This is a genomic window from Candidatus Hydrogenosomobacter endosymbioticus, assembly GCF_021654655.1.
In the GTDB taxonomy this organism is placed as follows: Bacteria; Pseudomonadota; Alphaproteobacteria; order Holosporales; family GW7; genus Hydrogenosomobacter; species Hydrogenosomobacter endosymbioticus.
The window spans coordinates 284,706-310,320 of the sequence record NZ_AP025225.1 but is presented as its reverse complement, the minus strand read 5'-3'; the positions used below and the strand labels follow the sequence as shown (position 1 = coordinate 310,320).

Annotated in this window: 25 protein-coding genes and 2 tRNA genes; 18 read left to right on the top strand and 9 right to left on the bottom strand. The window is 41.4% G+C overall.

Translation table 11 applies throughout. The features are described from left to right. The first annotated feature begins 22 nt into the window (after positions 1-22). Together rplS and HYD_RS01460 are read left to right on the top strand one after the other, a co-directional pair. Positions 23-397, top strand: coding sequence for a 50S ribosomal protein L19 (gene rplS / locus HYD_RS01465; protein WP_419469451.1), 375 nt, complete (start codon positions 23-25; stop codon positions 395-397). A gap of 105 nt (positions 398-502) precedes the next feature. Beyond that, positions 503-952: a nucleoside deaminase gene (locus tag HYD_RS01460; protein ID WP_236865622.1), complete on the top strand. Its 450-nt coding sequence runs from the start codon at positions 503-505 to the stop codon at positions 950-952. 148 nt (positions 953-1,100) lie between these two features. Here the strand turns inward: HYD_RS01460 and HYD_RS01455 are convergent, their stop codons facing one another. Together HYD_RS01455 and HYD_RS01450 are read right to left on the bottom strand one after the other, a co-directional pair. Further along, positions 1,101-1,877: an MBL fold metallo-hydrolase gene (locus HYD_RS01455; protein ID WP_236865620.1), complete on the bottom strand. Its 777-nt coding sequence runs from the start codon at positions 1,875-1,877 to the stop codon at positions 1,101-1,103. Then, positions 1,874-2,719, bottom strand: coding sequence for a TatD family hydrolase (locus tag HYD_RS01450; RefSeq protein ID WP_236865618.1), 846 nt, complete (start codon positions 2,717-2,719; stop codon positions 1,874-1,876). Before HYD_RS01450 ends, HYD_RS01455 begins: the two co-directional genes overlap by 4 nt. A gap of 186 nt (positions 2,720-2,905) precedes the next feature. Between HYD_RS01450 and HYD_RS01445 the strand changes: the two genes are divergently transcribed. The 3 genes from HYD_RS01445 to HYD_RS01435 all read left to right on the top strand — a co-directional run bounded on the left by HYD_RS01445 (position 2,906) and on the right by HYD_RS01435 (position 5,776). After that, on the top strand, positions 2,906-3,955 hold the full coding sequence (locus HYD_RS01445; protein ID WP_236865616.1) for a glycosyltransferase family 4 protein: 1,050 nt from the start codon (positions 2,906-2,908) through the stop codon (positions 3,953-3,955). Between the two features lie 135 nt (positions 3,956-4,090). Continuing rightward, positions 4,091-5,293 (top strand): DegT/DnrJ/EryC1/StrS family aminotransferase, encoded by a 1,203-nt coding sequence (locus HYD_RS01440; protein ID WP_236865613.1) that lies wholly within the window; start codon positions 4,091-4,093, stop codon positions 5,291-5,293. A gap of 12 nt (positions 5,294-5,305) precedes the next feature. Continuing rightward, entirely contained in the window at positions 5,306-5,776 is a 471-nt protein-coding gene (locus HYD_RS01435; RefSeq protein ID WP_236865609.1) for a prepilin peptidase, read from the top strand. A 115-nt stretch (positions 5,777-5,891) separates the two neighbouring features. Here the strand turns inward: HYD_RS01435 and rho are convergent, their stop codons facing one another. Beyond that, positions 5,892-7,163, bottom strand: a complete 1,272-nt coding sequence (gene rho / locus HYD_RS01430; RefSeq protein ID WP_236865606.1) for a transcription termination factor Rho — start codon at positions 7,161-7,163, stop codon at positions 5,892-5,894. Positions 7,164-7,724: 561 nt separating this feature from the next. Further along, complete coding sequence (rpmB, locus tag HYD_RS01425; RefSeq protein ID WP_236865604.1) at positions 7,725-8,012, bottom strand: 50S ribosomal protein L28; 288 nt, start codon at positions 8,010-8,012, stop codon at positions 7,725-7,727. A gap of 216 nt (positions 8,013-8,228) precedes the next feature. Between rpmB and HYD_RS01420 the strand changes: the two genes are divergently transcribed. After that, positions 8,229-8,299 (top strand) — tRNA-Gly (locus HYD_RS01420). A 57-nt stretch (positions 8,300-8,356) separates the two neighbouring features. Here HYD_RS01420 and HYD_RS01415 read toward each other — a convergent pair. Both HYD_RS01415 and HYD_RS01410 read right to left on the bottom strand, forming a co-directional pair. Beyond that, the gene (locus HYD_RS01415; RefSeq protein ID WP_236865602.1) at positions 8,357-8,587 is read right to left on the bottom strand and encodes a hypothetical protein; all 231 of its coding nucleotides are present in this window, start codon (positions 8,585-8,587) and stop codon (positions 8,357-8,359) included. Positions 8,588-8,752: 165 nt separating this feature from the next. Continuing rightward, a complete protein-coding gene (locus HYD_RS01410; protein WP_236865601.1) occupies positions 8,753-8,983 on the bottom strand; it encodes a hypothetical protein in 231 nt (76 codons plus the stop codon). Between the two features lie 167 nt (positions 8,984-9,150). Between HYD_RS01410 and HYD_RS01405 the strand changes: the two genes are divergently transcribed. The 4 genes from HYD_RS01405 to rplX all read left to right on the top strand — a co-directional run bounded on the left by HYD_RS01405 (position 9,151) and on the right by rplX (position 14,043). Beyond that, complete coding sequence (locus tag HYD_RS01405) at positions 9,151-9,855, top strand: phosphatidylserine decarboxylase (protein WP_236865600.1); 705 nt, start codon at positions 9,151-9,153, stop codon at positions 9,853-9,855. Between the two features lie 166 nt (positions 9,856-10,021). Next, positions 10,022-13,204, top strand: a complete 3,183-nt coding sequence (locus tag HYD_RS01400) for a YhdP family protein (RefSeq protein ID WP_236865599.1) — start codon at positions 10,022-10,024, stop codon at positions 13,202-13,204. 160 nt (positions 13,205-13,364) lie between these two features. Then, positions 13,365-13,730: a 50S ribosomal protein L14 gene (gene rplN, locus HYD_RS01395; RefSeq protein WP_236865797.1), complete on the top strand. Its 366-nt coding sequence runs from the start codon at positions 13,365-13,367 to the stop codon at positions 13,728-13,730. 1 nt (position 13,731) lies between these two features. Further along, positions 13,732-14,043, top strand: a complete 312-nt coding sequence (gene rplX, locus HYD_RS01390) for a 50S ribosomal protein L24 (protein ID WP_236865598.1) — start codon at positions 13,732-13,734, stop codon at positions 14,041-14,043. Positions 14,044-14,685: 642 nt separating this feature from the next. Here rplX and HYD_RS01385 read toward each other — a convergent pair. The 3 genes from HYD_RS01385 to secD form a co-directional block, all read right to left on the bottom strand. Further along, the gene (locus HYD_RS01385) at positions 14,686-15,813 is read right to left on the bottom strand and encodes a hypothetical protein (RefSeq protein WP_236865597.1); all 1,128 of its coding nucleotides are present in this window, start codon (positions 15,811-15,813) and stop codon (positions 14,686-14,688) included. Between the two features lie 146 nt (positions 15,814-15,959). Further along, positions 15,960-16,922: a protein translocase subunit SecF gene (secF, locus tag HYD_RS01380; RefSeq protein ID WP_236865595.1), complete on the bottom strand. Its 963-nt coding sequence runs from the start codon at positions 16,920-16,922 to the stop codon at positions 15,960-15,962. Between the two features lie 98 nt (positions 16,923-17,020). Then, positions 17,021-18,502 carry a protein translocase subunit SecD gene (secD, locus tag HYD_RS01375; RefSeq protein WP_236865594.1) on the bottom strand — a complete coding sequence of 494 codons (1,482 nt, stop codon included), beginning with the start codon at positions 18,500-18,502 and terminating at the stop codon, positions 17,021-17,023. Between the two features lie 336 nt (positions 18,503-18,838). Between secD and HYD_RS01370 the strand changes: the two genes are divergently transcribed. From HYD_RS01370 to HYD_RS01335, 8 genes are all read left to right on the top strand, one after another. Beyond that, positions 18,839-18,911: transfer RNA gene (locus tag HYD_RS01370), tRNA-Glu, on the top strand. A 26-nt stretch (positions 18,912-18,937) separates the two neighbouring features. Continuing rightward, positions 18,938-19,456, top strand: coding sequence for a cell cycle transcriptional regulator TrcR (locus HYD_RS01365; RefSeq protein ID WP_236865591.1), 519 nt, complete (start codon positions 18,938-18,940; stop codon positions 19,454-19,456). A gap of 92 nt (positions 19,457-19,548) precedes the next feature. Further along, on the top strand, positions 19,549-20,607 hold the full coding sequence (mnmA, locus tag HYD_RS01360; RefSeq protein WP_236865589.1) for a tRNA 2-thiouridine(34) synthase MnmA: 1,059 nt from the start codon (positions 19,549-19,551) through the stop codon (positions 20,605-20,607). A 187-nt stretch (positions 20,608-20,794) separates the two neighbouring features. Continuing rightward, complete coding sequence (atpH, locus tag HYD_RS01355; protein WP_236865588.1) at positions 20,795-21,364, top strand: ATP synthase F1 subunit delta; 570 nt, start codon at positions 20,795-20,797, stop codon at positions 21,362-21,364. Beyond that, on the top strand, positions 21,345-22,880 hold the full coding sequence (atpA, locus tag HYD_RS01350; RefSeq protein WP_236865585.1) for a F0F1 ATP synthase subunit alpha: 1,536 nt from the start codon (positions 21,345-21,347) through the stop codon (positions 22,878-22,880). The genes atpH and atpA overlap by 20 nt, the downstream gene beginning before the upstream one ends. 21 nt (positions 22,881-22,901) lie before the next feature. After that, complete coding sequence (atpG, locus tag HYD_RS01345; protein ID WP_236865583.1) at positions 22,902-23,777, top strand: ATP synthase F1 subunit gamma; 876 nt, start codon at positions 22,902-22,904, stop codon at positions 23,775-23,777. Positions 23,778-23,823: 46 nt separating this feature from the next. After that, a complete protein-coding gene (atpD, locus tag HYD_RS01340; protein ID WP_236865581.1) occupies positions 23,824-25,281 on the top strand; it encodes a F0F1 ATP synthase subunit beta in 1,458 nt (485 codons plus the stop codon). After that, positions 25,278-25,601 (top strand): ATP synthase subunit epsilon domain-containing protein, encoded by a 324-nt coding sequence (locus HYD_RS01335; RefSeq protein ID WP_236865572.1) that lies wholly within the window; start codon positions 25,278-25,280, stop codon positions 25,599-25,601. The genes atpD and HYD_RS01335 overlap by 4 nt, the downstream gene beginning before the upstream one ends. The last annotated feature ends 14 nt before the right edge of the window (positions 25,602-25,615 follow it).

Genomic DNA, 25,615 nt, shown 5'->3' with positions numbered 1-25,615 from the left:
TAGCGCCGTGAGTAGGGCTGTTTTGTTGGACAAGTTTAATAGCGGGCAGATTGCGCAGCTATGTGAGGGGAGGCTTGATGATCAGTTTTCTCCGGGTGATGCGGTTCGAGTGCACGTGAAAATTTCTGAAGGCGATAGGGAACGTGTTCAAAAATTTGAGGGAGTTTGTATTGCGAGAAGAAATGCCGGTCTTCACTCTACTTTCTGCATCAGGAGGGTTGCTGATGGTGGAGTTGGTGTTGAAAGGGTTTTTCAGTTATATAGCCCAAAAATTTCGAAAATAGAAAATGTTCGTCGCGGCAAGGTTCGTCGCTCTAAGATATACTATATGCGTGGATTGAGCGGCAAGAAAGCTAGGATTAAAGAAAAGAAAGACAAAATCGTCCAGCAGGCTTAGTTTTTTTCTTCGCTTTGTCTTTTTCTGGTCTTTTCTTTTGATGTTCTGTGTGCTGGTTGGCCGGTTTTTGCGCGGCGTTTTGGCTCTGGTGTGTTTGTTTTTTTTATGTTTATGTTTGATGCGCTAGCTCAGGCGAGGTGCGCTTCTGGTTTAGGTGAGGTTCCAGTTGGAGCCGTTGTGGTTTTTGATGGAGCTGTTGTTGCTCGTGGCCATAATATCTGCGAATCACATAAAAGCTCGTTGGCGCATGCAGAGTTACTGGTAATAGAAGCTGCTCAGGCTTACTTTAGATCTAAGTATCTTTTCGGTTGCGACATTTATGTAACTTTAGAGCCTTGCGCTATGTGCGCTCATGCGATTCGGCTTGCTCGCGTTCGTAGGCTTTATTTTGGTGCGTATGATCATAAATGCGGAGCTATAGATCATGGACCACGGCTGTTTTATGAACATGGAAGAGGATTTTTTGCGACAGAAGTAATCGGCGGGGTTATGGAGAGAGAGTGTTCGCTTATTTTGAGCGAGTTTTTTGCATCTGTGAGGTTGGAGAAAAGGTAGACGTTTGCCTGCCTCTCTCCCAACCATTTTCCACCTCTATCATATCTCAACAGCGGTTGCGAAGCAGCTGAGTGTGTACTGGTCCTCATAGAGCTGGCGCTGTTGGTTTGTTGTGTTGAAAAGATTGACAGGAGCTTATGCGTAGCTGTTATGTAACTTCTATCACCATTCCGTCATACGCAGGTTCTATGCTATGTGGAAGGGTTTGTCTTAGGGTGTTGTAATCAAGATCTGCTGACATATGGGTTATTATTGCTCTTTTTGGGTTTACTCGTTTGATCCATTCGAGAACTTCTTCAAGAGGAGCGTGTTTTGCTTTCCATCTTTGAGAGAGGCAGCTTACTATCCAAAGGTCAAGGTTTTTCAGAAGCGAAAATACGTGTTCATCAAGAGCGCTTACGTCTGTGGAATATGCCCAAGACGAAAATCTGAACCCAGTGCTAAATTCGAGACCATGGCTTTGTTGGAATGAGATTATTTGTTCTCCAAAAACTTCAAATTCGCCATCAACGTCGTGGCGAGTGAGGAATGGCAGAAAAGTTATATCTTCGCAGCATGGAGTACCGCTTCGTGTAAAAACGTGTGAGTAGCAGCTGCAGAGTTCGTCCATCGTCGTTTTGTGTCCATATACTGGGATTTTTTTACCATATTTTACAAAAAAAGGTTTTAATTCATTAATTCCTGCTGCGTGGTCGAAATGGGAATGCGTACACAGGGCAGAGTCTATGAATCGGATCTTTTCTCTCAAGAGTTGATGCCTGATATCTGCAGACATGTCTATAAGAAGCAATTTACCGTTGATTTCGACTGCAACAGAACTTCTTGTCCTGATGTTTTTAGGGTTATTTACCGAACAGCTTCCCCAGTCGCCAGTGATTATAGGAACGCCCACTGACGCTCCGCAGCCAAGAAAAATTATCTTCATTTGTTTTCTCTGTCTCTTTGTACAATATAGTTTTCACTCATAATATGGTAGTTTTTGTGACTTGAAGCTTTCTCAAAAAGGGAAAAAAAGTTTTTTGATGTTGTTTTGGCGACGTCTGATACACTTACACCTTTTTGCGCCGCTATGCATTTTGCTACCTCATTCACATATATTGGAACGTTTTTCTTTCCTCTATGTGGTTCTGGAGATAGCCATGGAGAATCGGTTTCTATTAGCATTCTTTCTGTAGGGGTGAATTTTGCGGCTTCTTTGACCTGGGCAGCGTTTTTAAACGTTACTATCCCGGAAAAGCTGATAAAAAATCCTACATCAAGTTCTGCGGCGGCTTCATCTTTTGTTCCAGTGAAGCAATGAATAGCGCCGGTTGCTTTTGCGCCTTCTTCTGAATTCACGGCATTAACAGTTTCTACTACATCTTTATGAGCGTCTCGCACATGAACAGAAAGCGGCAAGCAAGTGTGTATAGCTGCTTTTATATGAGCTTTGAAGATGGATTTTTGCAAATCTATGTTGTTTGGAGAAGATGTATCCACGCCAGCTTCTCCTATGCAGACAACTTTTTCATGCTGGGAATTGTATAGCAGCCAGTCGAACACTTGTTTTTGTGAGAGGTCCCTAAGAGAGTCGTCTCCAGGATGAATTCCAACGCTAGCGAATACATTATCGTATTTTTCGGCTATTTTTATTACATCTTGGAAATTATTCATAGAAGTGCACACAGTTAGCATCGCAGCTATGCCGCCTTTCTTGGACTTTTCTATAATTTCTTCCAGCTCCGGTTTTTCATACCTGTCGAGGTGGCAGTGGCTATCTATGAACATATTTTTTCAAAATTTAGTAATGTATGGCGCAATTTTATCACCATCGTTGTTAATTTTTAACCACAATAAAATTTGTAGTTTTTTAGGAATATGGTTCTGATCAACATGGTTACGAAATTTCAATTGATTTTTAAGGAAAGAAAGTGATATTTTCACCGTGGAGAGTTATTTTATCTGGGGCTGGTTGTGCGTGTTGCTAATGTGATGCTGATGAGTGGTGTTGGCGGAACAGAGCAGGCGTTCGCGAGTTACTGCAACATTCTTCCTGATTTTAATCATTACAGTCTTGCGGTCGCGCCTAAAGGTGCTGCATGCATTTCTCTTATAGACAAAAGTAAAGTGAAGATAAAAGAGCTGAATTGTGTTTGCTCTTGGGATTTTGTTGCTGCGGCCAAGCTGTGCGCAATACTTCGCAGAGAAAAGATAGATGTTGTAATACTTCATGGAAAGAGGGCGATAAAAATAGCTAGGTTTGTTGCAAAGAAGCGAAAGACGATAGCTGTTCTTCATGATAAAAGACATGCTAAGCACGCGAAATCTCTGGATGTGCTGGTTTCTATAAACAAGGCTATGCACGCGGAAGTGTTAGAAAAATATGGTAAGACCTCTTGCGCTAGATATATTCCAAATATGGTGTTTTGTGACGCTAGAGAGGTTGTTTGTACCAGTTCTAGCAGCAAGAAGTCGGCAGAGAGAACTCTTGTTATTGGGGCGTTAGGCAGGATGAGCCGCGACAAAGGGTTCCAGTATTTGATCGACGCTATGCAGATACTCAAAAATTCTGGATTTAGCTGTAAGGCTATAATAGGTGGAGTTGGAAAGTTTAAAAAACACCTGGAAAAAACTGTTATAGACAAAGATCTTTCCGGATATGTGGAATTTGTTGGCCTTGTTTCTGATAGGGAAGAGTTTTATAGGTCCGTTGATATAGTGTGTGTTCCGTCTCTTAGGGAAAGCTTCAGCCTTGTTGTTGTCGAAGCTATGATGCATGGAAAAGCGGTAGTTTCTACCGATACAGATGGTCCTAAGGAAATTATTCAGCATATGCATACGGGAATAATAGTTCGTAAAGAATCTGCTAAGGAATTAGCAGCGGCGATAAAGCTGTTGATTCGGGTGGACGAGCTTAGGGAAGAAATTGCAGAGAATGCTGTGAAGGATGCTTCAGAGAAGTATAGCAGGCTGTCTGTCGGCAAGCAAATACACCATATGCTAGAGTCTTTGTGCGAATCATAGCTCTCACGAAACATCGATTCACAATGCTTAAAATTATTTTATTTTCAAAAAGACGCTGTTCTGGATTTAGCTTCGCGCGACAATCGTCAAGTTATTTGCTATAGTTTCATAGATAATTTTTCTGCAGAATTCATTATGGCTAATTGTAACCAGAATAATAACACCGATGTTAACAAGAGCTCAGCCTCTTGTATGCCTTTTATAGACCTTGCTGCACAGCAAAAAAACATACGAAGTGGAATTGACATTGCTATAAAAAAAGTTCTTGACAGGGGCGATTATGTCATGGGAGAAGAGGTTTTCGATTTAGAGAGGGCTCTGTCTGATTTTTGTGGAGCAAAGTATGTCGTATCGTGCGCTAATGGAACAGATGCTCTTGAAATGAGTTTGATGGCGCTTGGGGTTGGCGTCGGAGATGCAGTGCTGGTACCTAGTTTCACTTTTACGGCTACTGCTGAGGTGGTAGCTAGCGTCGGGGCTACGCCGGTGTTTATAGACTCTTTGTGGGATTCATATAATATTGATCCAGAAAAAATAGTTTCTGCAATAGAGGCTAGTGAAAAGTCTGGGCTGCGTATAGTTGGTCTTATTGTAGTTGATTTGTTCGGAGCGCCGGCCGATTATGATGCTATTAGGGATATTGCGTCTTCATATGGTATTTGGATAATTGACGATGCAGCCCAGAGTTTTGGAGCTTCGTATAAAGGAGAAAAGGTTGGCACGTTAGCAGACATATCTACGACGAGTTTTTTCCCTGCAAAGCCGCTTGGATGCTATGGAGATGGTGGCGCTATATTTACTGACAACCCTGAAATTGCTTCTGTTTTGCGGAGTATAAGAATTCACGGCAAGGGATCCAATAAATACGATAATGTTAGGGTTGGAGTTAATAGTAGGCTAGATACGATACAAGCGGCTATTCTTCTTCAGAAGCTGGAGATATTTCCGTGGGAAATAGAGGAGCGCAACAAAATAGCTGCGCTTTATAATGAAATGCTTTACGAATATGTAGAAACTCCAACAATAAGAGATGATGCGGTCTCAGTGTGGGCGCAATATACAATAAGGCTTCCAGAGAGCATTAATAGGCAGGCAGTTATTTGCGCGCTTAAAGAAGAAGGCGTCCCAAGCGTTGTGTATTATGAAAAGCCGCTTCATGCTCAGCAGGCATATTCGAAATATCACGAGAGTGTATTTGGGAATCGTGCGCTTGCAGTATGCGAAAAATTGTCCCGAGTTGTTTTAAGCTTGCCGATGAGCGCATACGTTGGGCAGACTTCTGCAGAAAAAATATGTGCATCCGTTATACGTGCAATAAAACAGCAAAGCAATTTATGAGGTGCGAGCTCAGTGGAAGTATTGTATGTAGTGTTTTGCTTTTTCCTGCATTTCGCTCTTTTGTTTATATCTGTATACGACATCATAACGATGCGCATCCCAAATGTATCTGTTGTTTTTTTATCGGCTTTAGGGTTGCTGCGCTCTGCGTATATGGTTGACGGGTCGTTTTTTGAGAGTTGTGCCGCTGCGCTTTTCATATGCGTGGTCATGTTGTTGGTGAAGAAGATATCCTCAAAAATAACCGGAGAAAATGGGCTTGGTGGAGGGGACGTTAAATTTGCGTCTGCTTGTGGATTGTTTTTTCAGTTTAGCGGTGTATGGGTATTTTTTATATTGACAGGATGTTTTGGGATTATTGCGATCGGGATTAGAAATTTAGTAAAACTTTGTTTTGGTGCGCGAGGCGAAAAAAAAGGCAAATATGTGCCGCTTGCTCCAGCGATAGCTGCGGCATTTGAATTTGTTTATTTCTTTGGTTAGGGAGTTTGGTTTTGATGGATTTGTTGTGGTAATTCATAGAGCAGCTCTATTGCGTATATCCGATTGAGCGGCATATATTTGTTGTCTTGCCTATAGAGCAGCTCTAATTTTTTTATTATTTGTTCATAACAGTGAAAAATTCTGCATTGTTCTTAGTAACTTTTATTTTGTCTATTAAAAAGTCCATAGACTCTGTTGATCCCATAGGATTGAGAACTCTACGCAAAACCCACATTTTCGATAAAGTAGCCCTATCAACCAAAAGCTCTTCTCTTCTTGTTCCAGACTTTGTTATATCTATAGCTGGGAATGTTCTTCTATCTGACAGTTTTCTATCTAGCACAATTTCCGAGTTTCCGGTTCCTTTGAATTCTTCAAATATCACTTCGTCCATCCTAGAACCTGTTTCTACAAGAGCGGTTGCTATTATAGTGAGTGACCCGCCTTCTTCTATATTTCGAGCCGCCCCAAAAAATCTTTTTGGTTTTTGAAGAGCGTTTGCGTCAACTCCTCCTGTAAGAACTTTGCCGGAAGACGGAACAACGGTGTTGTACGCTCTTGCTAGCCTCGTTATAGAATCGAGAAGTATTATAACGTCCATCTTAAACTCGACAAGCCTTTTTGCTTTTTCTATTACCATTTCTGCGACCTGTACGTGTCTGCTAGCGGGTTCGTCGAATGTTGAGCTGATAACTTCTCCACATTTTACAGATCGAGCCATATCGGTCACTTCTTCCGGCCTTTCATCAATCAAAAGAACGATTAAAAACGCATCAGGATGATTGCGTATAATGGATTTTGCTATGCTCTGTAGCATAACGGTTTTACCAGTTCTTGGTGGTGCAACAATAAGAGCTCTTTGCCCAAATCCAACTGGGGACACAATGTCCATTATTCGAAGGGTTAGGTCCTGATAGCCGTTTTCGTGATCGATTCCTGCTTCCATAGCTATTTTTCTGTTTGGAAACAGTGGAGTGAGGTTATCGAAATTTATCCTGGAGTGAGACATCGACGGATCGCAGAAGTTTATCTTGCTTATCTTGTTTAGAGCAAAATACTTTTCTCCATCTTTAGGTTGGCGAACAGTTCCAGATACTATATCTCCTGTTTTAAGCGAGAATTTCCTTATTTGTTGTGGAGCCAGGTATATATCATCTGGGCCAGGAAGGTAATTCGCTTCCGGTGAGCGCAAGAATCCAAATCCGTCTGGTAACACCTCAACAACTCCATCTGCTATGATCTGATCGTCAGACTCGGCTTGTTTTTTCAATATTGCAAAAACAAGGTCCTGCCTTCGAAGAGTGCTAGGGTTTTCCACCTGCAGTTCCTCTGCAATGCGCAACAGCTCAGAAGGTGACTTAGACTTTATATCTCGTAAATTGGTCATTTTGCAACAAACTCTCTATTTTAGTAAAAGCGCCTGCCAAGAAAAACGGTAACAAAGCCGCGCCAAAAAGATTCAATACCTATACACCATTATTTATCAGTTGTAAATACGGGCCTCTTTTGTGTTGCCATTGAAGGTATTTGACGGTTGATTGAGTAAACCCAAACAAGAAGCCACAGTAACATGGTTTGTTACGTAGAGTCTTTACACGATAGCACAGCGTTTCAGGCATAGCACGTAAGAACCAGCTGGCCGCAACTACTTAATCTTTATAGAGACAGTCGTACCAAGTGGGCCCCATATATAACCTCCCACAGAAGGAAACAGCGACAGAGCCCGTCATTAAAATTAGCCTAAAAGATTAGGTAACATAACGCAAACCAGCTAGCCGATAGAGTATGCCATCAAAAAGAGAAGCATGCAACGTTTGCTATCAAAAAACAAGAAGCGAAACCAACAAACTGCATACCGCAAATACGAACACAAAAGAACAAAACAGAAACAAGACAGAACAGTGCAAAAACCGCTGGTGCGTCCGATACGGAAAACAACGATTGACCTTTACTGCTCGACAATGCTAGACAAAAGCCTCTTCTTAAGTTTCATAAGCGGGCCTCCAAGTTGTCTTCTGGGAGCAGATTTCAAAAATTGGTCTATCCCGCCGTACTTCTCTATAGTTTTCCTTCCTTTCTGTGACAGCAAAAGCCTAACGTCAGTGTTCATGGCATCGCTTCGAAAAGTGAATTTATGAAAATTAGGAGTAAAAGTTCGGCGTGTTTTGTTATGTGCGTGACTAACATTATTTCCAAACACCTTTTTCTTAGAAAGAACCGGACAGCACTTGCCCATAACCCAACCTCTAACACAACATCCGCTGGGGCGATTCTACACTAATACATATTGTCAGTCAAACTTGTGAATTATAGAAAGATATCGTTTGTGCTCGGTTATTCAACGTTCCTAGAGAAAAATAAAATATGGCGTGATGATGTCTGTGAAGTAAAATGTGATTTTATTTCTTGTTAGATTGACTACGCGACGGAATTTTGAGAAAATCACGGCTACGCGGGTGTAGCTCAATGGTAGAGCTCCAGCCTTCCAAGCTGATCACGTGGGTTCGATTCCCATCACCCGCTCTTATGCTAGTCTAGGTTGTGCAGTGCTATGCGCGGTTTTATATGTCTGCGTTGGTGTTACCAAGGCGACGACGGCGGGATGACCTTTTTGTTATTTTTTGGGTTTTTCAATTCTTCCGTTTCTTTTTCTAATATTTCTTTGTACATTTCTTTTGCGGCGTCAGAGTATTTTGGTTTATCTCCGTTTTCGTTACCTCCTTTTTTTGCGATGGAGCTGTGATAATGTAAAAACGCAGTGAGCAAGGCTGCTACTATTGCGTAGGTTATTTTATTGTTTGTCATTTTCATAATATACTTTTTTTATTACATTTTTTTATCGCAGGTGTTAACTTTTTTATTATAAAAAGCGGTGGCATCAACACTTGGTGTCTCTGCCACATACCACTGTTCTAAAAAAGTTTTAACAAGAATCGTTTGTAAAAAATACTTTGTATTTATTGTATTTAGCGATTACTATTCGTCATCGTCGTCATCATCATCATCGTCGTCGCTGCTGCTGTCGTCGTTGCTTTCATTGTTGTGATTTGAATCGTCGTCATCGTTGCTGATAGCAGAAGTTGTCTCGTCTCCTTCAGCCTTGGCGAAATCCCCGAAAGATAGCGTCATTAATGCCAACAAAGCTAGTAAAAATTTATTCATCATTATATCCTCTTTTGCACATTGCTTTTTATATGCAATGTTCATTTATTTGCCACATAGTTATGTTAACAATAAAGGCTTAAAATAGTTCTAAAACACGAATTTGTATATAGATGCTATTGATCGTCTAGCAAAAAAACAACTCAAAAAGTTGCCGAAAATGTGACTATTGTATAGAGTTGCAGGTACAAAGAGTCCTGAAAAATGGGTATATGTTTTTTGATTTTGTGCGATTTTTGAATTTTAGGATCGATAGAAGAGGGTATATTTTGGTGCTCTCTCTTGCTGCTGTTGCTTTTATTTCAAGCCTTTTTTCTGTGTCGGTGTTTTGTTTTATAGCTGTTATTATGGTTGCGGTGGCTCTTTTTTTTAGGGATCCAAAAAGGGTAAGTTCCATGGAAAAAGGCGTTGTGCTTAGCCCTTCTGATGGAGTTATTATCGATATATCTGATGTGGACTTTGCACCTGGGATCGGTTTATCTAGCGAAAAATTCAGTAAAATAAGCATTTTTTTGAGTTTATTTGATGTGCACGTAAACCGAATACCGATAAGTGGGGTTATAGAAAGCAGGGCGTATCAAAGAGGGAAGTTTTCTGCTGCTTTTGAGGGGAAGGCAAGCGACGATAACGAACAGCTTAGGCTTGTTATAAAGGCGTACGACGGAGAAAGAATAGCATGCGTGCAGATCGCCGGCTTTATTGCTAGAAGGATTGTGTGCTCAGCATTTCAGGGGGATAAAGTGACCATGGGAGAGAGGTATGGAATAATCTGTTTTGGAAGTAGGATGGAAATTTACCTTCCAAGCAGCTATGTAACTCGAGTTCTGGTGGGGCAGCGAATGGTGGGGGGAGAAACCATACTTGCTGAAAAATTATTATACGATAAAGCAGATAGATCTGTTATAGTGCGCGGTTAGAAAAATCTGAAGCGTCTATGTGGTTAGGGAAGGCAGAAGAACGGGTGCAGTGAAGTCGCTATTTTTTTTTCATAGCGCAGAACGTTTTAGCTTATGATGAAAAAAATGTTACCTTCGGTTTGATATGGTATCATTGTGCGGAAGCTTTGTATCGGTAGACTAGGAAGTGAAGCGAAGAGCCGAGCTCAATAACGAGCCTAACTCTGGAAAAGAAGATAGAGTCCGCGGCGTTCGGGTTGGGTGGATTATTCGGTCAGTGCGTGCTGTTGCGTCTGGATTTTCGTGGATTTTTATAGCGATATCGTTCGCTGCGATGGTGTTGGCTCTCAGGGTTTCCATAGCCCCGATGTCGGTAATAGTGGCTGTGCGTTATTTAAGCTTCGGGAGTATAGTAGCTGATGATATATCAGTATATTGGCCGAGCATAAACAAGAATATAGAATTGCGCGCATATAATATTATAATAAAAGAAAGTTTTTCTTCTAGATACGCGGTAATTAACTTTTCTCCTTCAGCGCTTTTAAGTTCATGGTCGCGCATACAAAGCGCAGAATTTTATGATTCTGTGATCAAAGTGGATTTTGACAAAAGAGCAGGAGCGCACGGGAACGCTATATTTACAGATATAGCTGAATTTATAAAAAAGATTGTAAACGTAGAAGCTATAATAGCAAGAAAAACAACATTAAATGTTTCGTTGGCTGGTAGAAATTTTTGTATAAACGATATCGATATAAAAGCATTTCCAGATAGAGACTTTTGTGAGATAACCGATTTTGAAACGGGCAAAAAAATGGCAGATATAGATTTTTTCATTTCACATAATGAAGGAATTACGCAAGCTGTGAATTATTTTGCGGCTATACGAGAAGCTAGGATAGGCTTTTCTTCGTCTGGCTTTGTGTTGGCTGGGCAGATTAGAGGAAGGGCCGCTTTCCCGAGCGGGAAATTTGTTATTGATGGAGAGCTAGCCCAGATCAACAATACTGATAACGCTTATAAAACAAAGATTACGAAGCAAGCTCCATATGTAATAGGCGCTATTGGAGAAAAAATATTCATAGCTGAATCTAAAATACAATTTCATGTGGACGATAATCTTATTTTAATTCCGAAAATTTCTTGCAGCATAGATGGAGAAAAAGCATTTGGAGCTGTGTCATCGAATAGATGCGGTCAAAAGTGGCTATCAGATATTTCGTTAAAATTTGAAAGTCATGTAGCCATTAAGAAGCTACAGAACATTTGGCCAAAAAATCTCGCCGTCGGTGCGCGCGATTGGATAACAAAAAACTTTCATGGTGGAGAAATTAATAGCGTTTCTTGTAATATCCGTGTTGAGCATACAGAAAACAAAAATGATGTTATAGAAGTGCGAGGAAATCTTGACATAAAAAATGTTGGCGTTTCATTTTTAGACGAAATGCCACAAGTGAAATCTGTATGTGCAAAATCTATATTTACAGAGAAGAAATTTGATATAGATGTTTTGTCAGGGTCTTTTTGCGGGCAAAGTCTTGGCAAAAGCAAGATAATAATATGTTGTTTAGACCAAGATGTGCCTGATATTGACCTTGACCTTCATATAACTGGCGGTTTTCGTAATATAATAGAAGTAATAACTAAGCCGCCGCTTGGGTTTTTGAAAAAATCTCCAATAGACATAGCCTCGATTCGTGGTTTTGCCGCTACAAATCTTCGATTTCATTTTCCTTTGCTTAAGGATCTAAAAAAGAAAGACGTTATAGTTTCTGCGAGCAGCGAGGTTAATGACTGTGGAATGAGCGTGTTATTTAGCGGAAAATCATTTGCTCTTACAGACGGGGCAATGAAAATATCTGTTAGTAATAAGGAAATGGAGCTTGACGCCAGAGGTTTTCTTAACGGAGCGTGCGCGCAAGCAAAATGGAGGCAAGATTTTGAGAAAAGTGGATCTGGAACGCTTAGACTTCGTTATGGCCCGATTTCATGCGCGCAGATTAGCGATCTTGTTGGGATAGACGTTTCTCCATATACAAAAGGAGGAATAATTATAACTAGCGAGATTTGTCCTGAAAAAGCAAAGCCATACGCAAGCATAAACATGGACCTTACAGATCAGTGCGTTCAAATTCCCGAGATACAAGTGAAAAAATCAGAAAGTCAACCTCTTGTCTGCGAAATTTCAATAAAAATGGATAAAAGCGGAGTTATTTCTAGCGCGCATCTAGAAACATCAGGCAGTATATCAATGCTGTGTGATGCATTATTTAGCGAAGGACAGAGTATTAAGGAATTTTCTTGCTATATCCAAAAGCCAACTGTAAAAGTTATAAACTATTCATCGAATGCATTGTCGGAAAAGGTCGTTATAAAAGCTGACACTATAGATGCAAGAGGTTTTTTTGGTGAGGAACCTTCTTCGGAAGAAAAAGCGCCAGGAAAAAGAGAAAAAAGAGCTAATAAAAACGCCGAGGATTCTGAGAGATCTAAAAGTAAAAGTAAAAAAATAGTGACAAGCCTTGGAAAAAATGTGATAGCAGAGGTTCGCTGCGGCGAGCTTATACTCGATAATAGCGTAATACATAAGGTGAGCGGGGTAATAAAGGGGAACAGAATTATCGGTTCCACGAAGTCTTCTGGGTTTTTGTCAAATCTATTTTTGAGATCAGGAAAAATATCTGGTTTTGTAAAAGAAAAGGGAAAAATTTTGTCTGACAGCGGACGCGTATCTGTCAACATAATTCCGAACGGGAGTGATGAGACCAAAGTGGTGGTTGAAGGAAAGAATGCCGGGTCCATTTTAAACGGCTTCGGTATATCGAGTAGGCTTTGTGGAGGTAATATAAAAATTAATGCGCTGCAGCGTAGAGACGGAACATGCTCTGGAAAAATGGTAATAAAGGGTGTATATGTTAGGACTCCTCTGCTTACTAAGCTTGTTGCTATCGCATCTCCGACTGGAGCGCTGGAACTATTGTCTAGAGACTTTTTTTTCAGGAGAATTTCTTGCGAATTTTCATACGATCCTTTTCAGGCAGCATTGTTTGTAAAGAAGTTCGTTTGTTATGGAATAAATATGGGAATTTCAGCAAAAGGAAAAATAGACTTAGATAAAGGGAGGTTTAACATGACTGGGGCCTTGATCCCAGCTTATATGTTCAATAGAATGTTTTCGTATATACCGTTTATTGGTAAGCTGTTGGGCGGAGAAGACGGGGTTTTATCAACCAGTTTTTCTATAGTTGGTCCGACTGGTTCTCCTGCGGTTGAGGTGAACCCGTTAAAGACTATCACTCCAAATTTTGTCATGTATTTTTTCCCGGATCTCTACTTGGACCGGAACGAAGAAATTTCTGATGAAAGATAGCTAGATGAGGTTGGTGTTTTGCTTATTTTGCCGCTAGCTATGAGAGAAAATGCTGGATAATAGCTGTGAGCTCTGTGGGCGGAGCGATATATTTCTGGCTATTAGTGAAAACTTTGGTTATAATCACAGGGATGGTTTTGTTTTATGCGGTTCTTGTATCATGATTCAGATGCAAACTAGACTTAAAGTTGCGGATAATTCTGGCGCGAAAGAGCTTATGTGTATAAAAGTTATTGGTGGCTCTAAGAGGAGATATGCAGTTGTTGGTGACGTTATCATAGTTTCTGTGAAAGAGGCGATTCCTCACAGCAAGGTGAAAGAGGGAACTGTGCAGCGGGCTGTTATCGTTAGAACTGCCAATTCTATCAAGCGGAAAGATGGGTCTGTGATTAGGTTTGACGATAATGCGGCTATACTGATTAACAAGCAGAACGAGCCTATGGGTACTCGCGTGTTTGGCCCAGTTCCTAGAGAACTGCGTGATGGTTTTTTGAAGATAGTTTCTTTAGCTCCTGAGGTTTGGTGATATGGCGTGGAAAATTCGTAAAGGTGATACCGTAGTTGTTACGGTTGGCAAGTCTAAGGGTCATGTTGGTAAGGTTGCTCGCGTGGTTCGTGATTCTTGCAAAGTGGTTGTAGAGGGTGCGAATTTTGTGATCCGGCATGTTAAGCCTTCTTACAAAAATCCCGAAGGTGGAAGGGTTGAGAAAGAGGCGCCTATACATATTTCCAACGTTGCTCTGGTTGATTCGAAAACGGGGTCTCCCACAAGGGTTGGATTCAGATTTGATGGTGATAAGAAAGTTCGGTATTCTAAGAAGACTGGAGAAGCCGTGTAGCTTGCTCGCGGAGCTGGAGGTTTCTTCAGCTTAGCTTGGAATGTGGCTTTTATGTGAGTCGCTGTGCGTTGTACTCTGTTTTGGGTTTTGGCTTTTTGGCCTTTCCTTTGCGGTGGTTTTGTGCGTGTTTTATGTAAGTATAGACGTGGGTTTTCGAGCTTTGTGCTTTAGACGAAGCGATATTTTCGTGATAGTTTGTCGTTGTGTTTTTTTAGAAAGGTGGGATTAGGTTAGTTGTCGGCGTAATAGTTTTATTTTGTTTTAGGTGGTGATAAAATATGCGAAGAAACTAAGAGCGGGTGCGCTGTCGGTTTTTCTGTGGTGGAGTACTGGCGTGGTTTTTCTGGCCCGGCTATCGTTGCGATTTAATGAGCGGGGAACCCCCCCCGTGCATGGAGCCCGTCTCACGAGATGCCTTTAGTCGTCAGCGCGGATATTGCGACTTTTTGTATGGGGAAATTTTCTGCGTGTTTCGGGACTGTATTTATAGTATTTCTTCCTGCTTTCCTCGGTCACGGGCATATCCAGAATGCCGCAACTCTTCTACCCATTTTACCTCGCATCAAACATATGTGCGATTAAACTTTGCATAGCTAGCGCGGTGGCTTCTTTCATACACACACGTAGGGGAAAAAACTTCTTTCAAGGTCTCAGGTTTGCAGGAAGAGTTTGATAAATAAACGGAGACTGAGAATATAAATCCTTCAGTTTTTGCTTTGTTTCTTCTTCTATAGCCATTAATTCTGGGGACAAATTTTTGCTTTCAGTCTTTATTGAATACAACAGCGACGGGGACGCTGCCCATATAAACGTTCCAAGCCCTTCCAGAATAGCCTGAGGATTGGTCGCATCGAGAACTGGCCCTCCAACAACTTCATACTTTACTGTCACATTTTGAGCTTTAAAAATAGAGTCAATGACGGCCTTTTGATATTTTACATATGGCTGGTTAGAGACAAACACGATGTCCTGAACCTCTCGGTGACTTTTCAGCCACTTGATTAGCTCCATGATCGTTGTCTGAGTAGTTGGTCTTGGCAAATCGCGCCTAGGAGTGTCTATTACGTGGACAAATATATCTTTTCGGCTATTTAGGGCGGATTTACTGTATATGTATTGGATTAGATGCGTCTCCGTTACTTTCTTCCAGTCGTTAAGACCGAACTTCCTTGCAACCTCAGAAAGCGATTCCTGAGATCCATCTATACCTTTTGTTGCGTATCTCTCTCCTGCCAACAAAATCACAGATCTTACCTTCATTCCAGATCCTATAAGGAAATTCGCATACCTGATTCTGTATTCCATACGCTGCGCAGATGCTCCAAGAATACATACAGCATCAGTATATTTGTGTCTTGGCGATATGGCTGATATGAAACCGAGCGTTTTTAAATCAGAAATAATCTTCTCTTTGTTCTGTAGCATCCATTCCTGAGGGGAAACCTCCCACCTTTCCTGGTTTCCAGAACGAAGTGTAAAATGCGTTTTTGTGGCTTCTACAACTTTTGTTATGTCAGAAATAAATTCTATTCCAGAAGCTCTTTTAGGAAAGCACTCTTCTATAGTTTTATCAGCTGGTATGATAGACGCCATCTGGAAGAGTCTTTGTATGGATTGTTTCTGTTTCTCGTCGTGGAATCCATAATGATCTAGACCATTTACTAGTGAATATCTAGAAATAAAGTAGTCGTCATATAACTTAACAGACCCGGCTGCTATCGCTATGAAAACTCCAAAAACGACCAAACATTTTACATAAAAACTTTTCATTACATCCGCTCCGGCAGGCTGTCTATATCATGCTATTCGCACTATTCTACCAATGCTCTATTTAAACACTATAACAGTTTCACAATCAATACCGAAAACACCGTAAACGTTTTCTTATAATTTCCCTCTGCAAGGGGTTTGTATAATCATGTGCTGGTAACAGGTGAATTGCTTTCTTTATTCGATTTTTCGTCAGTAACTAGAGAGCCTGTAGCTCCAAGTTCTTTAAACCACACAAGAAGAGGGCCTGAAATGAATATAGAAGAATACGACCCGATGAATATCCCGATCAATATTGGTAAACTAAAGTCACTTACTATATTCCCGCCGAACATATAAAGAGTGAATAATGCCAAAAGAGTGGTCGTTGATGTCAATATAGTTCTTGGAAGTGTTTCGTTTATACCCCTGTTTACTATTTCTGAAAAATCCGTTCCTCTTTTCATTGCTAATTTTTCTCGTATCCTATCGAATATTATAACTGTGTCGTTAATAGAGTATGATGCCGTTATCAGTATCGCAACCACGGCTCCTTCGTTGAATTCTTTCTGAGAAACAGCGAAAAATCCGATAATTCCAACACAATCGTGAAGCAACGCAAGAATAGAGCAAACGCCATACTGCCACTTAAACCGTACGCATACATACAGTGTTATAGCAAAAAGAGCCCAAAATACAGACTTTATCCCGTTGTTTATTAGTTCTTGTCCAACTTTTGGTCCAGTAAACTCTATTTTTCGATACACTGTTTTATGGTCTAGCGTGTCTTTAATTGGCTTTATAGAATGCTCTACATCTTTTTTTTCGTCTTTCTCTGTGCGTATCATAAGCGCTTTGCCTGACTTTGCTCCAATTTCCTGGATAGAGATTTCTCGATTACCTAAAGCTTTTTTAAGTTTGCTTCGAATTTCGTTCAGGTCCATAGACTGATTTGCGGGAAGCTCTGCCTCTATGACGATTCCACCTTTAAAGTCGATGCCGTAATTTATTCCTTTGATTAATGATGCTATAAAACACGCGGCGATGAAACCTACGAACAGTATAACAGGCATCCATTTGTTTTTAGCAAACGGGAAATTAGCATTATTTGGTATAGAGATAATTGCCATATTTTTTACTTCCTCCGCTTTAAACAACGTTCTAGATAATCATCAGATGAACACATTTGAAAACCCCAGCAAGACAACAACACATATTCCGCGCATACCTAAATCCAAAGCTTCTTTGGATTAAACCTCTGAAGCCAAAGCACTATAAAAAATTTTGTAAGTTCGATCGACGTAAACATAGAAGTTATTATTCCCAGCGCGAGAGTTACTGCAAATCCCTGTACCGTTCCAGTGCCGAGTAGATATAGTATGAACGCGCCAACAAGAGTCGTAGCGTTAGAGTCTATTATTGTATTCATAGCTTTCCTGTGTCCTGAATCTATAGCGCTTATCAATCGTCGCCCAGACCTGACCTCTTCCTTTATTCTCTCGTTTATAAGAACATTGGAATCCACAGCCATGCCTATGGTAAGAGCAATTCCAGCAATACCAGGAAGAGTAAGGGTAGCTCCTATATATATCAGGGCCGCCATAAGAAAACATAAATTAAAAAACACGCCTATAACAGCAAATATTCCAAAGAAAGAGTATGCGCACAGCATGAAAACGCATACAGCTGCTATAGCTATCAGAGTCGCAACGCCACCTAGATAGATTGAATCCCTTCCAAGGCCCGGACCAACAACTTTTTCTTCAACAACTTTAAGAGGTGCAGGAAGAGCTCCAGAGCGCATCAAAAGAGATAAGTCATTAGCCTCCTGAACAGAAAATCCATACTGTCCACCGGTTATTATGCCTTTTCCATCCTGAATATGAACGCTAATTCTCGGGGCCATTAGGACCTTTTCATCAAGTACTATTGCAAACATTTTTCCTTTATTTATAGATGGGTCGGTGACCTCTGCAAACACTCGCCCCCCTTGAGACGTAAACTCAATTCCTATTGCAGGCAGCCCGCGCTCATCTTGAGACGGGAATGCACGAAGCAGGTCCTCTCCGGTGAGCAAAGTCTCTTTTTTAACCATATAATAGGACTCTCCATCTTGTTTGTATGGAGCTAAAACAGACGCCGAGTCAGTGCTCTGACCAGAATCTTCTTTCTTAGCTATCCCTTCCACCCACCTAAACGTCAACTTAGCTGTTTTGCCCAAAAGACTGCGCACCCTCTGAGGGTCATCAAACCCAGGAATCTGCAGCACGATCATGTCTTCTCCCTGCTTTTGTATGAGAATCTCCGCAGTTCCAGCAACATCAACTCTTTTTCGTACAACCTCTATCGATTGTTCAACTGCTTGCGAAACCATCTGTTGGGCTGTAGAAGTATTAAATTTTATATGCATGCCAGATCCAGAAGGCTTAATATCAAGCTGACCAGAAAAATTGCGAAGAGATTTTTGCAGAACCTGGGCCGCAGCTCCAGCTCCTATATCACTTACAATCGCAAGTGATACACCGCTAGAGTCGCTTTTTACACGGCTATATCGTATTTTTTCTTTGCGAAGAGCATCCTTTATAGACTTTGCAACTCCAGCATATCGTTCTGCCATTAGTTCTTTTGTTCCAACTTCAAGCAGAAGATGAACTCCGCCCTGAAGATCCAGTCCCAGGACCAAAGACTTGCTTGGAAGCCAGTGTGGCATGTTGTCTCTTATATGTTTTGGCAGAAAAGCAACCGCAGACAGTAAAAAGCAAGCGGCAGAAATCAACACAAAAAAAGTCGCTCTAAGCCGAGATACATACATCCTTTGAATCCTTATTTATGAGTGCAACAACACATCTGCGAAACAACCTTATGAAAGCATATCACTTTACTCCCAAATTTACAAAAGGTTTGAGCCTATTTGACATAAAATTTGGTGGGACAATCGAGTAAAATAGCCTAAGAAGTGAGCTGTAAGAAACCCAAATTACACTGTGTTCTGGTATGATTCGCAAGCCTTGTTTTTTTTATCTGTTTGATGCAGAATTGGCTCAGCGTCCCCATCGTCTAGCGGTCTAGGACATCGCCCTTTCAAGGCGAAAACACGGGTTCGATTCCCGTTGGGGATAGACCAGTTTATTACTACGAGGATTTTATGGATAGGCCTTTGATGCGCAAAGCTACAGCTTTATGGTTAATCAATAACACTTGCGTTACTTTTAGGCAAATAGCAGAGTTTTGTGATTTGCATATCGTGGAGGTTGAGGCGCTTGCCAATGAAATTGGGTCGTACATACAAGAGCTCAACCCTATAGCAAACGGACAACTTACGGAAGAAGAGATAGAAAGGTGTTCTAAGGATCAGTCTGCAAGGCTTAAGCTTCACCGTTATGATCTGTGTGCGAAGGAGCGCAAAAACAAGAAAAAATATACACCGATTGTTAAGCGTCAGGAGAGGCCAGAGGCTATACTTTGGATACTAAAAAATTTTCCTCATGTAGAAATAAAGCAAATTTGCGACCTCTTGGGGACTACTAAAAGAACTGTTCAGGCAATTAAAGATGAAACATATTGGAATTCGGCGAATCTTTCTCCCAATAATCCGGTTCTTATGGGGCTATGCTCCCAAGAAGAGCTGGAGAGAGTTGTTGGGGATAAAAGTGAGTCAGCATAGTTGTCGCAGATTTGGATGAGCAGATTTTGTGATAGCGCGCGGGTGTATTCGACCAAATGGTTGTGGCTTTGTGCGAGCGGCGTTAAGTTGAAATGTGTGCGTATTTGAGAAAGAGAAAAGTTATCGTGGGCGTGTCTGGAGGAGTGGACAGCTCTCTTTGCGTGGCTCTTATCGTTAAAGATGGATTTGATGCAATAGCTGTGAACATGGTTATGTTCTTATCGGAGTCTAACTCATGTGAATTGGCAAGGGACGACATACGAAGTGTATGCGGCTCGTTGATGGTGGCACATTATTCCGTTGATGTTTGTGATTTATTCAAAGCAAAGGTAATAGATTATTTCAATGAAAGCTATAACAGTGGAGAGACGCCGCTTCCTTGCGCTGTTTGCAACAGGCATATAAAAATTCGTTTTTTGTATGTCGTTATGAAAATGTTTGATGCAGATTTTTTTGCTACTGGTCATTATGCTAGGAAAACGAAAGACGGCCCAAGGCACCTTATTAAAAGAGCTCTATGTAAGAAGCGAGACCAAAGCTTTTTCTTGTTTAATGTTCTGCGCGAGCATATAGTTCATGCTTTATTTCCGCTTGGAGAAATGACTAAAGAGCAAACCAGAGCTCGAGCTAAGGAGCTTGGTCTTGTTTCTGTTTGCAGCAAAAAATCAAGCGCAGACATATGTTTCAGAGAAGTTATAGAAAAAATGGATAGCGTGCGCAGCGTTGACAGAAGTTCTGAAGAATGGAGTATTATGGACTCTTGTGGCCGCTTCCTTAGTAAGGCTGCTTGTGGCAGCAGATATACTATAGGGCAGAGACGAGGACTTGGAGTGGGGGGTGTTTCTGTCCCGCTTTATGTTGTTTCTATAGATTCTTTTTCTAAGACTATTGTTGTTGGGACGGAGCGAGAGCTTATGCGTAAAGAGGTCCGTTTGGAGCGTGTCAACTGGTTTGAAGATAAATGCGAAACCTTTCGCGCAGAAGTTAAAGTTCGATCATGCGGAAATTGTATGGGAGCCATCATAGTTCCTATGTCTTCCTATAGGGCAAAAGTTATATTTGACTCTTGTGAAAAAGGAGTGGCTGCTGGCCAGGCGTGTGTTTTCTTCGTAGAAGATGTTCTTGTAGGCGGAGGGTGGATATGTTCATGAGAATCGGAGATTTTTCATTTATTCGCTTACGCTTGCAGGGGCATATCTAGACGTATGCTGAAGCTATTTATTGCGTTGAATGATTTTAAATACTTGTATAGTATAGTATCGAGAAGTTTGTAGTGTTTTCATAGTGTAGGCGAGTGGCGCGTGTGTTGTGTGCGCTTTTCGTTTGTAAGGAGCCTTCTTGAAGTTGCCTAAAGAACTTATAGCGTTCGACAGCGTGTGTTCGAGATATGCGAAAGTTCTGTTTTCTTTGCCGAAAGATGTAAGAGATAGCGTAAGAAGAGAGATCGGAGAGTTTGTTTTGTGGGCAAAGACCACGGATGAGCTGTGGAACCTGGTCTCAAGCGAATATTTGTCTCATAGGTATAAGTATGAGTTTTTTGAAGAGTTCAAAAAACAGTTCGAGTGCTCAAAAGAAACAGAAAATTTCTTCGAGCTGCTTGTGAACAATGAAAGAGTAAGCTCGCTTCAGAGTATTCTTATACTGTTCGACTTTATGAAAAATCAACAAAACGGGGTAGTGAAAGCGTATATGATTTCCGCTCTTCCTATACCGAAAAAATACGAAAAATTTCTAGCGCATCAAATATCGAGGAAAATTGGAAGAGAGGTTGAATTGAAAATAGAGGTAGATTGCACTCTTATTCTTGGTGGAATACTTTTGTGGGACAATTTTATGATAGACGCGTCTTTGGCGACGTCGTTTAAGCGTATAGAAGAAGGGGCTATTTATGCAGCGTCACAAAATTAGGGCTTCAGAGGTGTCGGAACTTCTGCGGAAGCAAATTTTAGGTTTTGACAGAGATGTGAAAGTTGAGGAAGTTGGGTTTGTTCTTACTGTTGGAGATGGTATAGCGAGAGTTTGGGGACTGGATAATGTTGAATCTGGCGAGATGGTTGAGTTTTCTTCCGGTATGAAGGGTATGGTTCTTAACCTGGAAAGCGACATGGTTGGGGTCGTTATATTTGGAGATGACAGAAAAATACGGCAAGGAGATATAGTGCGCAGAATAGGTTCTGTGATGACTGTTCCTGTGGGCCATGGGTTCTTGGGCCGTGTTGTGGATGCTTTGGGAAACCCTATAGACGGGAAAGGGCCTATAGTTGCGTCGTCTCATGAACCAGTTGAAAAGCCTGCTCCAGGTGTTATGGATCGTAAGTCTGTTTCAGAGCCTCTTCAGACAGGAATAAAGGAAATAGATGCGCTGTTTCCTATAGGGCGCGGTCAGCGCGAACTCATAATAGGAGACAGGCAAACCGGAAAAACGACAATAGCAATAGATACGATAATAAACCAAAAGAAAGTTAATTCCGACTCTTTAAATCCAAATGTAGCTTGCATATACGTTGCTATAGGGCAAAAGCGGTCTACGGTTGCTCATATGGTGAAGATTTTAGAAGAATCTGGCGCTATGCAATATACTACTGTAATAGCTGCGACCGCGTCTGAATCTGCATCGCTTCAGTTTATCTCTCCGTATACCGCGTGTACTTTGGGAGAGTATTTCAGGGATAGTGGGCGGCATGCTCTTGTGGTGTATGACGATCTCTCTAAACATGCAGTTGCATACCGGCAGATGTCTCTGCTGTTGCGCAGGCCTCCAGGGAGAGAAGCATATCCTGGAGATGTGTTTTACTTGCACTCAAGGCTTCTTGAGCGTGCGGCAAAGATGAGCGATGCAAAGGGAGGAGGTTCGCTGACGGCGCTTCCAATAGTAGAAACTCAGGCTGGCGATATTTCTGCGTATATACCAACTAATGTCATATCTATTACCGATGGACAAATTTTTCTTGAGGCTGATCTTTTTTACAGAGGTATTCGTCCAGCAATAAATATAGGTATTTCTGTGAGTAGGATAGGCTCGGCCGCCCAAACGAAAGCTATGAAATCCGTTTCAGGTCCAGTGAAGCTGGAGCTGTCGCAGTATAAAGAAATGAGTGCTTTTGCACAGTTTTCTTCTGATTTAGACGTTACTACGCAAAACATGCTTCGTCGTGGAGCTAGACTTATGGAAGTAATGAAGCAGGGGCAGTATGCGCCTCTGTCTGTTGCTTCACAGGTAATTAGTATTTTCATAGCTGTGAACGGGTATCTTGATTCGATAGATGTGAAAGATGTGTCGCGCTTCGAGGAAGGGATAATATCCGCTATTGAAAAAGAGGCTCCGGACATTATGGCAGAGGTTAACGAAAAAAAAGAGATGTCTGACCAGTTAATTGAAAAGTTAAAGGTGTTCACGGAAGAGTTTAAAAGCAAATTCGTATAGTTGTGCGTTTGGGGATAGGTCATGAGCTTGAAATCTATAAGAAAAAGAAAGAGCAGCATAACTACGACTCGCAAAATTACTTCCGCAATGAAACTTGTGGCTAGTGCGAAGTTTTCAAAAGCGCTTTCTGATTTGTCTCGTAGCAAAGAACTAGAGTCTATTGTGCGATCTGTCCTGGATACAGCTGCTGCGCATTGGTTTGTTGAAAAAGGGTCTTTGATGGAAGTTCGGGCTTTTCGTGCTGCTCCCAGTGAGCGCGGGAAAGTGCTTCTTATAATTTTGAGCTCAGAGCAGGGGCTTTGTGGTTCTTTTAACGAAAATATGATGGCTATGGCGGCTAGAGTTGTTAAAGAGAGTATGTCAAGTAATAAATCTGTAAAGATTTTTTGCATAGGTAGGAAAGGGCGAGAGAAAATGCATAAAGTATGCGGAAGTATTGTTGATGGTTGCGATATTTCCTATTTTAGCTTCAGTGATGCGATTAGTGCTATGAGATCTGGAGTACGCATGTTCGAATGTAAGAACATAGAAGAATTGGTCGTTGTGTATAGTACGTTCAAGAGCGTTCTGCGTCAGCGACCAACTTCTATACGGCTTCTTCCAATGGAGCTTAACGTGCAGCCGCCTAAGAATATTGTGAACGGTGGCGCAATATCTTGCAGTGACGAAGATGGAGTTTTGTCTAAAGCATTGTTGGCATTTTTGGAATCACGTTTTTTTTCATTGCTGAAAGAGCACGAGGCAAGCGAAAATGGTGCAAGAGTTATGGCTATGAATACAGCAACTGATAACGCAAATGACCTTATACAAAAGCTAGAGTTGCAATATAACAGACTTAGGCAAAATATGGTTACTAAGGAGCTTATAGAAATAATTTCTGGGGCTGACTCTGTATGAAATTATTGATATTAAATGGAAATTATTGAAAGGGCGGGTTGTATAGATGAATACGCGTGAAATCGATGAGACGAAGACTTTTGTTGCTGAAGGTGATCCTGTTGGACATATAGTGCAGGTTATTGGCGCGATAGTCGATGTTCAGTTTATGCACAAAATTCCAGAAATTTTAAATGCTGTATATGTCAAAAAGGATGATGGAACGAAAGTTGTTCTAGAGGTGGCGCAGCATCTTGGCGAGGACGTCGTAAGAACTATAGCAATGAGTTCTACAGATGGGTTGAGGCGTGGCCTTGAAGTTCTAGACACTGGGGCGCCGATCAAGATTCCGGTGGGGCCAGGAACTCTTGGCAGAGTGATTAACGTTGTGGGTGAGCCAATTGATGGCCGCGGTCCGGTTGAAGCAAAAGATTATTGGGAAATACACAGGCCTGCTCCGACATTTGTTGAGCAATCGACCGAGGAAAAAGTTTTGGTCACAGGGATAAAGGTGATCGATCTTCTAACTCCATATCTTAAAGGAGGAAAGGTTGGATTGTTTGGCGGAGCAGGGGTTGGAAAGACTATATTGATACAAGAGCTCATAAATAACATAGCCAAAGCGCATGGCGGCTATTCTGTGTTTGTTGGTGTTGGAGAGCGAAGCAGAGAAGGAAATGATTTATATAACGAAATGATCCACTCTGGGGTCATAAATCTAGATGGTGACGGGTCGAAAGCAGCTCTTATATATGGACAGATGAACGAGTCTCCAGGCGCTAGGGCGCGCGTTGCTATGTCTGGACTTACTATAGCTGAGTATTTTCGAGATAAAGAAAATCAAGATGTACTTTTGTTTATAGATAACATTTTCAGATTTACGCAAGCTGGGTCGGAGGTGTCGGCGCTTCTTGGTAGGATCCCCTCAGCAGTTGGTTATCAGCCTACTCTTTCGACAGAAATGGGAGCGCTGCAGGAGAGAATAACGAGCACTATATACGGGTCAATTACAAGCATACAAGCAATATATGTTCCTGCTGATGACCTTACAGACCCTGCTCCTGCAACTTCGTTTTCTCACCTTGATGCGACAACGGTTTTGAGCAGAGAGATGGTTGGGCTTGGCATATATCCAGCTGTAGATCCTCTCGACTCTACTTCTGTTATATTAGACCCAATGATAGTTGGGCAGGAGCACTATTCAGTTGCCCGAGAGGTTCAGAGCGTGCTTCAACAGTACAAGGATTTGCAAGATATTATAGCGATACTTGGCGTTGATGAGCTTTCTGAAGAAGATAAGCTTATAGTGTCTCGCGCCAGAAAATTGCAGAAATTTTTGTCTCAGCCATTTCACGTTACAGAGGTGTTTACTGGTCGCCAGGGGGTTTTCGTTTCGCTAGAGCAAAGTGTATATGGTTTTAAAAGGATACTAGGTGGCGAGCTCGACGATCTCCCGGAGTCCGCGTTTTATATGGTTGGGACTATAGAAGAGGCCGAAGAAAAAGCAAAGGGACTTACTAAATGATGATAGGTGCAAAATCGGGTAATAATGAAAGCTTTAGTAACGCTTCCGCAGCTGAAAGATTAGATGGTCTGGAACCAGGTGTGTTGTCGTGCAGGATAATATCTTTTAATTCTGATGTTAGTATTGACTCTGTAAAAAGCGTTACGTTTAAAAGTTTATCAGAAGGAGTTACTTGTATAATGTTCGGTCATTTCCCGTATATGACAACTGTCGAAGCAGGAGATATACTTTTTACAACAGCGGAAAAAAAACACACTACCATCACATCGGGGGATGGAGTGTGTTTTACTGATGGGAAAAAAGTTATTATAGTTTATTAATTATTTATTAATTA

Bases quoted from the DNA above. Each gene is read 5' to 3' on its own strand.
- HYD_RS01460 (WP_236865622.1), top strand. From the start codon at position 503: ATGTTTATGTTTGATGCGCTAGCTCAGGCGAGGTGCGCTTCTGGTTTA.
- HYD_RS01455 (WP_236865620.1), bottom strand. From the start codon at position 1,877: ATGAAGATAATTTTTCTTGGCTGCGGAGCGTCAGTGGGCGTTCCTATA.
- HYD_RS01450 (WP_236865618.1), bottom strand. From the start codon at position 2,719: ATGTTCATAGATAGCCACTGCCACCTCGACAGGTATGAAAAACCGGAG.
- HYD_RS01440 (WP_236865613.1), top strand. From the start codon at position 4,091: ATGGCTAATTGTAACCAGAATAATAACACCGATGTTAACAAGAGCTCA.
- rho (WP_236865606.1), bottom strand. From the start codon at position 7,163: ATGACCAATTTACGAGATATAAAGTCTAAGTCACCTTCTGAGCTGTTG.
- rpmB (WP_236865604.1), bottom strand. From the start codon at position 8,012: ATGGGCAAGTGCTGTCCGGTTCTTTCTAAGAAAAAGGTGTTTGGAAAT.
- HYD_RS01415 (WP_236865602.1), bottom strand. From the start codon at position 8,587: ATGAAAATGACAAACAATAAAATAACCTACGCAATAGTAGCAGCCTTG.
- HYD_RS01410 (WP_236865601.1), bottom strand. From the start codon at position 8,983: ATGAACATTGCATATAAAAAGCAATGTGCAAAAGAGGATATAATGATG.
- HYD_RS01405 (WP_236865600.1), top strand. From the start codon at position 9,151: ATGTTTTTTGATTTTGTGCGATTTTTGAATTTTAGGATCGATAGAAGA.
- rplN (WP_236865797.1), top strand. From the start codon at position 13,365: ATGATTCAGATGCAAACTAGACTTAAAGTTGCGGATAATTCTGGCGCG.
- rplX (WP_236865598.1), top strand. From the start codon at position 13,732: ATGGCGTGGAAAATTCGTAAAGGTGATACCGTAGTTGTTACGGTTGGC.
- HYD_RS01385 (WP_236865597.1), bottom strand. From the start codon at position 15,813: ATGAAAAGTTTTTATGTAAAATGTTTGGTCGTTTTTGGAGTTTTCATA.
- secF (WP_236865595.1), bottom strand. From the start codon at position 16,922: ATGGCAATTATCTCTATACCAAATAATGCTAATTTCCCGTTTGCTAAA.
- secD (WP_236865594.1), bottom strand. From the start codon at position 18,502: ATGCCACACTGGCTTCCAAGCAAGTCTTTGGTCCTGGGACTGGATCTT.
- HYD_RS01365 (WP_236865591.1), top strand. From the start codon at position 18,938: ATGGATAGGCCTTTGATGCGCAAAGCTACAGCTTTATGGTTAATCAAT.
- mnmA (WP_236865589.1), top strand. From the start codon at position 19,549: ATGTGTGCGTATTTGAGAAAGAGAAAAGTTATCGTGGGCGTGTCTGGA.
- atpA (WP_236865585.1), top strand. From the start codon at position 21,345: ATGCAGCGTCACAAAATTAGGGCTTCAGAGGTGTCGGAACTTCTGCGG.
- atpG (WP_236865583.1), top strand. From the start codon at position 22,902: ATGAGCTTGAAATCTATAAGAAAAAGAAAGAGCAGCATAACTACGACT.
- atpD (WP_236865581.1), top strand. From the start codon at position 23,824: ATGAATACGCGTGAAATCGATGAGACGAAGACTTTTGTTGCTGAAGGT.
- HYD_RS01335 (WP_236865572.1), top strand. From the start codon at position 25,278: ATGATGATAGGTGCAAAATCGGGTAATAATGAAAGCTTTAGTAACGCT.